Source organism: Corticicoccus populi (assembly GCF_042686195.1).
Lineage (GTDB): Bacteria > Bacillota > Bacilli > Staphylococcales > Salinicoccaceae > Corticicoccus > Corticicoccus populi.
In genome coordinates, this window is record NZ_JBHUOQ010000001.1 from 337,485 (window position 1) to 349,860 (window position 12,376).

General features: G+C 38.2%; 9 protein-coding genes. 4 read left to right on the plus strand and 5 right to left on the minus strand.

The window, feature by feature from the left end:
• Positions 1 to 24 precede the first annotated feature (24 nt).
• Genes ACFSX4_RS01840 through aac(6') form a run of 3 tightly spaced genes read left to right on the plus strand, consistent with a single transcriptional unit; the run spans position 25 to position 2,408 of the window.
• Positions 25 to 1,671: a DUF2075 domain-containing protein gene (locus tag ACFSX4_RS01840; RefSeq protein WP_377770969.1), complete on the plus strand. Its 1,647-nt coding sequence runs from the start codon at positions 25 to 27 to the stop codon at positions 1,669 to 1,671.
• Positions 1,668 to 1,964 carry a nucleotide pyrophosphohydrolase gene (locus ACFSX4_RS01845; RefSeq protein ID WP_377770971.1) on the plus strand — a complete coding sequence of 99 codons (297 nt, stop codon included), beginning with the start codon at positions 1,668 to 1,670 and terminating at the stop codon, positions 1,962 to 1,964. The genes ACFSX4_RS01840 and ACFSX4_RS01845 overlap by 4 nt, the downstream gene beginning before the upstream one ends.
• 9 nt (positions 1,965 to 1,973) lie before the next feature.
• Positions 1,974 to 2,408, plus strand: coding sequence for an aminoglycoside 6'-N-acetyltransferase (aac(6'), locus tag ACFSX4_RS01850; RefSeq protein WP_377770973.1), 435 nt, complete (start codon positions 1,974 to 1,976; stop codon positions 2,406 to 2,408).
• A 94-nt stretch (positions 2,409 to 2,502) separates the two neighbouring features.
• Here the strand turns inward: aac(6') and ACFSX4_RS01855 are convergent, their stop codons facing one another.
• From ACFSX4_RS01855 to ACFSX4_RS01875, 5 genes are all read right to left on the minus strand, one after another.
• Positions 2,503 to 4,572, minus strand: coding sequence for a 5'-nucleotidase C-terminal domain-containing protein (locus ACFSX4_RS01855; RefSeq protein ID WP_377770975.1), 2,070 nt, complete (start codon positions 4,570 to 4,572; stop codon positions 2,503 to 2,505).
• Between the two features lie 266 nt (positions 4,573 to 4,838).
• Entirely contained in the window at positions 4,839 to 5,942 is a 1,104-nt protein-coding gene (locus tag ACFSX4_RS01860; RefSeq protein ID WP_377770977.1) for a mannitol-1-phosphate 5-dehydrogenase, read from the minus strand.
• A 1-nt stretch (position 5,943) separates the two neighbouring features.
• Complete coding sequence (locus tag ACFSX4_RS01865; protein ID WP_377770979.1) at positions 5,944 to 6,369, minus strand: PTS sugar transporter subunit IIA; 426 nt, start codon at positions 6,367 to 6,369, stop codon at positions 5,944 to 5,946.
• 2 nt (positions 6,370 to 6,371) lie between these two features.
• The gene (locus ACFSX4_RS01870) at positions 6,372 to 8,378 is read right to left on the minus strand and encodes a BglG family transcription antiterminator (RefSeq protein WP_377770981.1); all 2,007 of its coding nucleotides are present in this window, start codon (positions 8,376 to 8,378) and stop codon (positions 6,372 to 6,374) included.
• A gap of 35 nt (positions 8,379 to 8,413) precedes the next feature.
• Positions 8,414 to 9,874 carry a PTS mannitol transporter subunit IICB gene (locus tag ACFSX4_RS01875; RefSeq protein WP_377770983.1) on the minus strand — a complete coding sequence of 487 codons (1,461 nt, stop codon included), beginning with the start codon at positions 9,872 to 9,874 and terminating at the stop codon, positions 8,414 to 8,416.
• 533 nt (positions 9,875 to 10,407) lie between these two features.
• Between ACFSX4_RS01875 and ACFSX4_RS01880 the strand changes: the two genes are divergently transcribed.
• Positions 10,408 to 12,306 carry an endonuclease MutS2 gene (locus ACFSX4_RS01880; RefSeq protein WP_377770984.1) on the plus strand — a complete coding sequence of 633 codons (1,899 nt, stop codon included), beginning with the start codon at positions 10,408 to 10,410 and terminating at the stop codon, positions 12,304 to 12,306.
• Positions 12,307 to 12,376: the final 70 nt, after the last annotated feature.

Here is a 12,376-nt window from a genome sequence, read left to right on the forward strand (position 1 = left end):
AATATATGACATATGGAGGGGCGTATGAGTGAAGTAAGTATTGATAAGATTCATTTTAATCGTGATGAGATACTTAATTTAAAGTATAAATCATATAATAATTTTCCATTAATATATATTTTGCATCATCAAGGCAAACGTACAGCATATATAGGTGAATCTTTCCAAATCAGAAACCGGTTAAATACACATTTGAGAGATGATCTTAAAAAACGTCTGAAAGAAGTTCTTTTAATATCACATGAGAAATTTCATCAGTCGGCGACATATAATATTGAAACAAATTTGATTAATTATTTTATCGCGGATCAGAAATACCAATTATTAAACAAGAGTCAGATTACCCAGTCGGTTACACATAATTACTATAATAAAAGTGAATACCATCATAATATATTCAATGATATATGGGAAAAGCTGAAAAATGATGAGCTGGTAGATAATACACTTGAACATCTGCAGAATAAGGATATTTTTAAGCTTTCACCTTACAAAGAATTATCAGAGTCGCAGGTGGAGCTGAAAGGGCGGATTATTGAGTTTTGTAAAACCAACATCAACGGGGAGAATAAGGCAGTATTTTTTATACATGGAGAAGCGGGAACGGGAAAAAGTGTGGTTCTCAGTTCAACGTTTAATGCAATACAGGATCTGTCAAAAGAAGAGGACTCAGAGTTCAAGGGTACTGAGAATCATCTTCTTGTAAATCATCAGGAAATGATTAAAACATACGAATCAATCTCTAAAAGTCTTCCGAATTTAAAGAAGAAAAATTTTATGAAACCAACACCGTTTATCAATGCTGTTGAAAAAGGGAAAATTAAATCGGATATCACTCTTGTTGATGAGGCGCACCTCTTACTTTCGAGACCGGACAAGTTTAATGCTTATAACGGTGAAAATCAGCTGCAGGATATTATTAATCTAAGTAAGGTGACGATTGTTGTATTTGATGAAAAGCAATTTTTAAAATTGAAAAGCTTCTGGTCACAGAATCTTTTGGAAGAAGCGGGTAGTAGTCATCATGTCGAAAGATATCAGCTGACCGATCAGTTCAGAATTCAGGCAGAGCAGCCAGTCATCGAATGGATTGATCAATTTGTTGATAAGAAAGTTTGTCCTGTGCCGGTTACTGAGGGTGATTATGAACTGAAGATATTTAACCATGCCGGTGCAATGTTTGAGGAAATTGCAAAAAAGGATAAGGAACATCAACTTTCACGAGTCGTGGCAACTTTTGATTATGAGCATAAAAAGGACGGCGGATCATATTATGTTGAAGAACCTGGATTTAAGGGTCTATGGAATCGAACAACGTATAAAGAAACTTGGGCGGAACATCCTGACACAATCAAGGAGGTCGGTTCAATTTATACTATCCAGGGATTTGATTTAAATTATGTCGGTGTAATACTCGGTCCCTCTGTATCATATGATGAGGATAAGAAGCAGCTTAAAATTCTTACTGAAAAATATCAGGATAAAGAAGCTTTTCGTGAATCAAGAACATTAAAGGCAGAGTATCATACAGGAAAGGGTAAAGAGCAGATTATTTTGAACTCAATTAATGTATTGATGAAACGCGGCGTCAAAGGGCTTTATATATACGCCAGCGATAAAAAATTACGAAAAGTTTTAAACGATAATTATTTTGGAGATGAGCAGTTATGAATGAACTAATTACGGCAATTAATCAGTTCAGAGATGAAAGAAATTGGAGACAATATCATAATTCAAAGGATCTGGCACTTTCTTTGTCTTTAGAAGCGTCTGAGCTTCTGGAGAATTATCAATGGATATCTGCTGAGGAAGGTAATGAGAAATATAGAGAAAACATTAAAGATGAACTGGCAGACGTTTTTATTTATGGATTAATGTTTGCAGATGATCTCGATATCGATGTTGAAGAAGCGATATTACAGAAGCTCGAAAAGAACAGGGTGAAATATCCGGTAAACGATTGAGGTGGGTGTATGATTAGTGAAATGAAGCTGTCTGATGTCAGTACTGCCGCGGAACTTGCATTGAAACTTTGGCCGGAAGGGACGATTGAATTGTTTATCGAAGAGATGAATGATCTGCTTAGTGACTCTGAGGCAGTTGTATATTTGAAATATGCAGATGAAAATGTGGTAGGCTTTGCACACTGTCAGCTTAGAAATGACTATGTTGAAGGTACAGATTCCAGTCCGGTGGGTTATTTGGAGGGCATATATGTAAGTGAGCCGTTTAGAAAGCAGGGTATAGCAGGGGAACTGATTAGAGCCTGTGAAGGCTTCGCAGCCCGAAATGGATGCACAGAATTTGCAAGTGACTGTGAAATTGACAATGATGATAGTGCAAAAATGCATTTGAAACTTGGGTTTACAGAGGCAGGCAGGATTATTCACTTTAAGAAAACATTATAATCATTCACTGCGAAATAAAGAATCCGACGGAATATTCCGCCGGATTCTTTATAATATATATCTTTTTTACTCAAACCATTTAATAAAGAGCCTGCTAAGGTAAAAGCAGTGTCTGCTCAGCATAAATCATATCTGCATTTTCTATATTATTTGCCTGAGCTAATTCTTCAACTGTGGTGCCATAAATATTAGCAAGAGAGGATAAAGTATCACCTCTTTGGATTTTAACCTTATTACCAGAAAGTTCCCCAGCTTCATCATCTTCAGCGGTTTCTCCTATTTCATTATAGACAGCAACATAAAATTCGCCTCTAGTCATACCTTCATCATAGATATCATTTATCTTTGCTTTATCTTCTATTTCCTTGGCTTCGGAACTATCTATATTTTCAAGGCCGTTTTCCGATTCAATATTGGTCGACTCACCATCTTCTGAAGAATTTAATTCAATTATGTCATTGTTTGCTAAATATTTTACTGCCTGATATTCCTCTGAATTATTATCTATCCCTTTGATTTCCCAATAAGGTCTGTCTTCAGATGTAATTACTCCATTTTGAACATTAACAATATAATCTATCGCCATAGATCTTATTGTTCCTTCTGCTTCACCTCGTTCAATGGTTGAAACCCAAATTGGTTCAAAAGACTTGTCTTCAAAAATTCCGCCTTCACTTAATAACTGATCCAAACGATATTGATTCATCCCGACTTTTACAACAACATCATCTTCCAGTGGTTCTCCTGTCTCTTCAAAGACCACATCCTGAATGCGTTCTCCATACTCTTTAGTTAAATCAATCGTATAATTCAACCCGCCAAAGGTATCATATGTACTGTACTTTGATGCGCGTCTTTCAGGGTTAAAACTTACAGTGATATCTCCAGGTTGAAGTGTATTAAAATAATCTGCAGACCATTCCATATAAGTTCTTAATTCTTCCCCGGTCATTTCAAAGACGGAGGTTTCTCCAAGAACAAAAGTATAGTTATAATTGATGTCCTTTTTATGGATAACATCATCATCCAGTTCATGATTCATTTCTGTTAATGTTGCAGTCACATCTGCCCCGCTGTAATATAATTGAACTTCATTATAAAAACGATTGATAGGAGTAGAATACATAAAATCATAAGGGACATCCGGTAATTCATCATCATGAGTCATCGGAACGCCTTCAACTGTTCCTAATACTGTATTAGCATCATCCCGAGCACGTTGGTGTTCCTCAGACAACAAGTTTTCAAATTCAGTGTCTCTTTCAAATTCAGAAGCTTCAACTGTTTCTGATTCAACCGCCACTTCTCCGTTTGATTTATCTACACTAATATCGATAACAGAAAGATAGTTCGCATAGGCGTCAGGTTCAGTGATAACCACATCATTGATTACTTCCTGACTGATATTTTCATGCATATGTCCTGCTATCACAGCATCCAGTTCAGGAACTGCATTGACTAAATCTTCAACCCCTGTGTTTGGGATGTTATTCTCATTTTCTAAACCCATGTGCATAACGCCTACAAAAACATCAGCTTTTCCCTCTAACTCAGCCATCACTTTTTTAGTTTCTTCAACAGGATCGTGTATATCTAAATGATCACCTAAATCACTGTCCTTGTTAAACAACATTGTCGTTGGCGTTGTCATTCCAATCAAAGCAACTTTGACTCCCTCTTTTTCAATGATTTGGTAGCCTTCTGTGATTTGTTCGCCATCCTTCATTTCGAGGTTACCTGCTAATACAGGATTATTAAATTGTGAAACAACATTCTTTAATACTTCAGCGCCAAAATCAAATTCATGATTCCCTAATACCCAGGTGTCATATTCTAGTTCATTCAACATCCTCACACCCGGATGATCGTTTTCCTCAGAAAACATATCAATATTATTCCCTTGTATCAAATCCCCGGCATCAACTAAAATAACATTATCCCGCGTTTCTCGATAATCTTTTATTGCTGTAGAAAGCTGACTCAAACTTCCGTCCTCTATTTCTTCATCAATTTCATAATCCCACGGCATTAAAAAACCATGTACATCTGATGTTCCCAGAATAGTAATATCTACAGTGGAATCATTCGCTTCTGCAGCGTATGTATTAAAACCGCTTGTACTAAAAACAAGCCCTATAACCAATAATCCTATTATTTTCTTCATTTTTCCAAACCTTTCTTTTTATTTGTATACTTAAAATATACCATATTGATATGTAGGGGTTTGCATAAAGTTAATAGTTTGTGTAAATGAGGTAGTAGAAAAAGGAAAGTATATCTGAAATACTCCGTAGTCATTTTAGAGGGCAGGGGACAGCCGGACTGGTTAGAGTATGTGAAGGCTTCACATATTGAAATGGGTATACCGAATTTGTAAGTGACTGTGAAATAAAAAATCCAGCGGATATTCCGCCGGATTTTTTATATTGATTACTGTTTAATATCTGCGATTAAATCTGAAGGCAGTCCGCTGTGTTCGGATAGAAATGCATCCAGTCCTTTATCTTCGATCTGTTTGTTCATTTCTGCCTGCTCTGGGTCCTCTGTATTATCGAATTTTAGAGCATAGCCGACAAGTTTGGATAATGCATGATGCTCCAATCCTTCTCTGTGAAGGTAAAGAAGCGGTTTAATTATACGGTCATTCGGACCGAGTTTTCTTAACACACCGCGCCCGACACGATTTAAATCATCCGAAAGATGTGTGTTTTTAAAGCGCTCAATGATTTTTTCAATATATGCACGCTGCTCTTCTTCGGAGAAGTCATACTTATTTGTTAAATATAACGCCGTTTCATTCAACACTTTGTTCAGGAAGTTTGTAACTTCCTCATTCTGCATTGCTTCGGATACTGTTTCAATATTTAATGTGCGGCCGAAATAAGCAATGGCCACATGTCCTGTGTTAACAGTGAAAAGTTTTCGCTCAATGTAAGGCATCAACTCGGAAACATACGTTACACCGTCCAGTTTATTACTGCCGAGCCATGCGTTTTCTTCGATTACCCATTCAAAGAACGGCTCAACTTTCACATCAAGGATGTTTTCGTTGGTTTGAATCGGAACAATACGGTCGACTGCTGAATTTGGAAAGCCGACAATGTTCTCATCAAGATCCGGTATTTCATTTAAAACAGCTTCCTTTAGAACATTTGTTGCCATTACCGCATTCTCACATGCAATAATGTTTAAAGGTCTGTGGTCCTCTGAACGTTCTTTAAGGTGAGGAATAATAGATTTTGCGATAATCGGCAGGATATTGACACCGACTGCAGTAGTGATAATATCCGCTTCCAATACGGCTTCTTTTAACTTATCCGGCTGTTCGGCAGTGTTAATACCGCTGACATTTTCAACTGTATAGCTGTCACCATTTTCGGCGGCAATGTTCACAGTATAGGATGTGTCACGGTTTAACGCATCAATAATTTCCTTATTTACATCGGCAAATGTAACTGAATATCCATTGTCGCTCAGGACTTTACCTATAAATCCACGGCCGATATTGCCTGCACCAAAATGGAGGGCTTTCATATTATACGTCCTCACTTTCAAACAGCTCAATAATTTCATCAGCTGAGGATGCATTAATGACTTTTTCGGCATTCTCTTCTTCAGAGAAGATAATTGCGATTTTTTGAAGCAGTTCTAAATGTTCATCACCTTTTCCGGCAATACCGAGAACAATTTTAGCTTCATTTCCGTCAAAATCAACACCGTCCGGCAGCTGCACAAGTGAGAGGCCGCTTGAGATGACTGAAGTTTTTCCTTCATCAGTGCCGTGTGGAATCGCAAGACCGTTACCCATGAAAGTGGATACGACTTTTTCACGATCAAGCATTGAATCAACATACGCCGGTTCTACAGCACCTTGATCAACTAAAATCTGACCCGCCAGCTTTACAGCTTCCTCTTTTGTAGATGCTTTTTCGTTCAACTTAATATTTTCTTTTTTAATCATAATCATTTGTCCTTTCTGTAACTGTATTTAATATAATTTTTAATTGTGGTATCAATCGTATAATCACCGAGTACTTTACTGATATCCTGATGATTCTCACCGAGAAGGACACTGATTTCACTAATCAATCCATCAATCAGGGTATCATTCGGCGCAAGAATAAGGACTTGATAATTCACTTCTTTAATATCATTATGATAGTTCTTATCCATTATGCCGTCTTCATTGTAGATGATAAACAACTGATGTCTCGTGATGACTTCTGATTTCAGGTGGGGGAATGAAAACCCGTTTTCTCCGATGATAAATCCTGTTTTTTGATACCTGTCCTTTAACGTATTCATGATAGATGAAATATCATTAAAATCTGCATACTGAAGCAGAATATCTTCCAGATTATCCAGCGCATGAACAGCTTCAGTATCTACGTTAATCATTTTTTTAAAATGAAATAATTCTGAAGCCTGCAGAACCTTATCGACATCAACATCTACTGAAGACTCTACCCCTCCTTTAGGCGGTTTGAAACTTAGTTCAGTCTGAACAGTCGATATGAAGTCGGAAATCTTTTTAATGTCATGGTCGTCAAGAAGCGGATTCACCAGTATATAATTTTCAAGGTCGAGCGGCACAGTGCTCAATATGAGCTCACCCTCTGAGATATCTGCATCACCAAGTTCTGAAATAGACAGTTCTTGTTTGATAGATATATTTTGAAATTTAGACTGAAGCTGGCTTGAGAGAATTCTGCTTGTGCCGATTCCGGAAGAGCAGACGGTAGTGACCTCAATTAAAGGATTAGCCTTTAAAATACCACCGAAGTGGATGGTCAAAAATCCGATTTCAGCTTCATCCAGTGAATGAAAGCCGAATACTTCCTTAAAAGCATCTCCGCTCGCCTGAAACAATTCCGGATACTGTTCTTTAATAATATCGAGGAGGGGATTGGTGGTAATGATTCCCGACTCCAGACGATGCAGTGTCGGCTCAATATGAAGAATTAATCCTTCTTTTAGTTCAGGATACGAGTGAAAGGGATAGTGAAAATCGATGCTTACTTTTTGAATGAATTCCACAGTGTGTTTTTCAACATCTTCCATGCTGAACTGATTCTGAGATTTTCTCCTGCTTCCCCGCAGGTGCATCGTGATAAAATAGACTTCCTCATCCGGAAGTGAAATACTGAATTCTTCTTCTATTTTGCTGGTTAATCCTTTTGAGACTTCAAATTCCTGTGTATCTTTAAGTTCATCCTTAATACTCGATTTAATCTCAACGACTTGTGTATTTAACGTCCGGTCAATTGCCAGAACAATGTGGAGTGTTAAGTTTAAATAGGCATTTTCCGTCAACTGGTAGGGCAGGACATCGAGTTCATCCATCAACAGGCGCTCTACTTTAAATATATTATCAATTTCAAGAATACCGAGCAGTTTATTGTTAATCAGTGAACTGAATACGAAATTATTTTCAATGACAGAATAGATACTGTTGGAATTCAATTCGCCAATCATCATATTCGTCAGGAAATCCTGTTTATTTAAAGTGTTTCCGATCAGCTGGACACCGACGTTTCTCTCTTTGACGATGGACAGATCAAAAGGTGAGAGTGAGGTGTTCAGTTTATTAATCAAGTCATCCAGCATATGCTCACTGATTCCGAGTTCTACTGCCAGTGCGCTTTTTTTAATACCGCTTGGATTAATCATTAAATGATAAACGAGTGCCACCTTTTTCTCTTCTTCACTTAAATCTTTATCTGCATTGGATGCGATATATTTTGTGAGTGTGTCCCGTTCGAGTGAATTGATATCAATTCTAATCCCTTTTCTGTACTCACTTTCAAGATGGATATTTAAAGACTCCAGCGTTTGTTTCACATTTTTAAGTTCCCTGTGGACCGTCCTTGATGATACGCCGAGTTTTGAAGCGATTTCCTTAATAAGCAGAAAGGTGCCGTTATGATATATAAGTTCGCTGATAATTTTCTTTTCTCTGGAACTAATCATAAAGGCACCCCCTTGTTATTTAATTTAATATTATTCTATTGGTGTTTCTTAAGTTCTTCAAGTAATTCATCATATTTTGGACTGTTTAAGAAGTTATCAACAGAAATATGATATGCTGTCGGAACTTTTTTCTCTGCACGTTCTGTCAATGTTTTCTGGGTAATGATGATGTCTTCATCCCCTTTTAACTGGTTGATGGCAGAGTTTGTAACATCGATATTAATGTCTGCTTTTTTGAATTTGTTTTTCAGCATACCTGCACCCATCGCACTGGATCCCATACCGGCATCACATGCGAATACGATTTTTTCTACTGAAGCGTAATCGAAATCTTTGGATACTGTTTCATCGACAGCAGTTTCCTGTACAGCGTCCTCTTTAGTCAACGCACCAGCCACTGAAGATTTTTTACCTTTTCTTTCTTCCATCTGTGCAGTTGCTGCTGCTAAATCTTCTTCTTTTTGTTTAGAGAATCTTAGAATCAGTGCAGCAATTACGAATGAAACAATCGTTGCTACAAGTACACCGGTAATCATCTGCAGGTATTCTCCGCCCGGTGTCATTGCACCATAAGCTAAAATACTACCCGGTGAAGCAGGTGCAATCAATCCGAAGCCGAGAAGGCTGTATGTGAAGATCCCTGATGCACCACCGAGAATTACAGCAAGTAAAAGTTGTGGTTTCATCAGAATGTACGGGAAGTAAATCTCGTGAATACCTCCGACAAACTGGATGAAAGCTGCACCCGGTGCAGTGGCACGTGCTGTACCTCTGCCAAAGAAAGAGTAGGCAAGCAGTACACCAAGGCCGGGACCAGGGTTGGATTCAAGTGTATATAAAATAGAACGTCCGATTTCTAAAGACTGGTCTGCTGCGAGTGGTGTCAGGACACCGTGGTTAATCGCATTATTTAAGAATAACACTTTTGCCGGTTCGATAAATACGCTGACAAGCGGCAGTGCACCGATTGAGATGATTGCGTCTACACCTTGTCCGAGTAACTGAGTTAATCCAAGCACAACCGGTCCAAGACCGTAGTAGCCGAGAAGTGCCAGGAGGAATGCTAAAATACCTGCTGAGAAGTTATTGACTAACATCTCAAGACCCTGTTTGATCTTCGGTACTAAAAAGTCATCCAGTTTCTTAATAGCATAACCGCCGAGAGGACCCATAATCATTGCGCCGAGAAGCATTGGTGAATCTGCTGCTGCAATAATCCCCATTGTTGCGGTTGCACCAACGACACCACCTCGGACACCGTGTACCAGGTTACCCCCTGAATACGCGATAAGAAGCGGTAATAGGAATCCAATCATCGGGTCAACCATTGATGCGAGTCCTTCATTTGGTGTAAAACCGTCCGGTATGAAAAATGCTGTGATAATACCCCATGCGATAAATGCTGCGATGTTCGGCATAATCATACTGCTTAAAAATGTACCGAAACTCTGGACTTTACGTTGAAGTCCGCCTTTTTTTGCTGTTTCTTCTGCCATAGTTCTCACCCCTGTATATTATTTTGTAATTTAATCATAAATCAGGGAAGTACTGTTCACAATACAATTAGGATGCAGGTTTGTCACAAACAATTTGACAAATGTGGGGTATCGGAGAATCCTTCTTTAAATACATTGGATATTTACATATTAAGAAAAGCATTGTATGATGATTGTGATAGATTTTAATGAATTAAATTAGACACATCAATCTTTAATGAGGTGCTTTTGTGAGTGTATTCGGTATTTAAATAGGACAAATTAATTGAACAGACAGTTACAGTTGCTGTGTCGTTTTTAGTAAACGGATGCAGCTTATTAAGTGTGTCTGTTCACCTATGAAGATACCTTCAGTTCATTAAATGATTATATACAGACTGTATTGTCTTGAATATAATGTGTCAGATGAGAAGCTGTGGATATCCACGGCTTCTTTTATTTTTATCAACCGGTGTGTGATGTGTTCATCAAAATCTCTCATTCGGAGGTATCTTCATTCATGAAAATGAAATCATAAATGAGGAGTAATAATAATGAACAGCAATACTTATGAAAAATTACAGTATGATGAATTAAAGAAAATTGTAAAATCTTATTGTGTCAGCGGGCTCGGCAGACAGCTGATTGACAAACTTGAACCGAGCAGTCAGTTGAAAGTGGTCGTTAATCGACAGAATGAAACGACAGAGGCAAGAAAAATTATTGATGCCGACGGGAATATCCCGTTTTTCGGCATCACAAATATTGAAAGTGTCATTGATAAGCTTGAAAAAGGAATGATTCTTACACCTGATGAATTAGTCAGTGTTTCTGATTTTTTAAGAGGGTGCCGTAAAATTAAAAAATTTATGGAAAAAAGAGAATTTATCGCACCGGTTCTGTCTGGATATGCAGGGTCCATGACCGAATTTATGTCCATTGAGGAGGACATTAACCTGTCGATTAAAGGCGGCAGGGTGGATTCTGCTGCGAGCAGAGAGCTGAAGCGGATTCGAAAAGGAATAGATACTGTTGAAAGTAAAATTACTGAACGGTTAAATAAGTTTTTAAATAACAGCGCGAACAAAACATATATACAGGAATTTCTAATCAGCAAAAGAGACGACTGTTACACTATTCCAATAAAAGCATCGTATAAAAATCAGGTTTCAGGCAGGGTGATTGAAGTATCATCAACAGGGTCTACTGTATTTATTGAGCCTTCCACAGTGTCAAAGCCTGCACAGGAATTGACTGTTTTGAAGACCGAAGAGGAAATTGAAGCGTATCAGGTGCTGTCCACACTTTCAGGTACGATTATGGCTCATATTTATGATATAAGAATCAATATGGAATTAATCAGTCAGTACGATATGTTATTCGCAAAAGGAAAGTTCAGCCGGCATATCGAAGGCATCTCTCCTGAAGTAAATGATTACGGTAAAGTAAAGTTGATTCAATGTAAACACCCGCTTCTCTCAGGCAGTGTCGTGCCGCTTGATTTTGAAATTGGCAGAGACTACCGGGGCTTAATTATTACCGGTCCGAATGCAGGAGGTAAGACGATTGTTCTAAAAACGGTCGGTCTTAATACGCTGGCAGTCATGTCCGGCTTTCACATTTCTGCAGAAAAAGGGACCGAGGTGGCGGTATTTGACTCTATATTTGCGGATATCGGAGACAATCAAAGTATGGAAAATGCATTGAGTACATTTTCATCACATATGAAAATTATGTCTGAGTTTATCAGGGGGTCAGGTAACAACACGCTGGTACTGAGTGATGAAATCGGAAGCGGTACAGAGCCGGGAGAAGGGGCAGCACTTGCTGTCTCAATACTTGAAGCATTGTATAAGAAAGGGACTATCACCGTTGCGACAACACATTATGATGAAATTAAACGGTATTCTGAACAGCACCCCGACTTTATGAATGCGGCAATGCGCTTTAATGCGGAAACACTTGAACCATTATACCGTCTGATGATTGGTGAATCGGGTGAGAGTAACGCACTCTTTATCGCAGATAAAATGAATATAGATAAAAATATATTGAATCAGGCAAAAAGGTATATGGATGGTGAAGCATATAATCTTGAGCGTTTGGATGAGAATAAAATCCGTCAGCCGAAAAAAACAGTTAAAACTGAATCAGTCCGACGCTTCATGAAAGGGGATCGTGTCTTACTTCTGGATCAGGGTGATACCGGGCTCATATACGAAGGGCAGGATCAGTTTAATAATGTCACCGTGTTTTATCGTGATGCGTTTTTAAAACTCAATCAAAAGAAGGTTCAGCTCGAAATGTCACGTTATGAATTATATCCGGAAGGCTATGATTTAGATCAGTTGTTTACAGATTATGAAACGCGAAAAACAGCCCGTGATTTGGAACGGGGATCAAAGAAGGCTCTGCGGAAAGTAGAAAAGGAAATTAGAAAAAGCAGGAAGTAGATTGAACGGGGACCGGCATTTGCGCGGTCCTCTTTATCTGCCAAAATGAATTTAAAAAGTTAAACAGTTT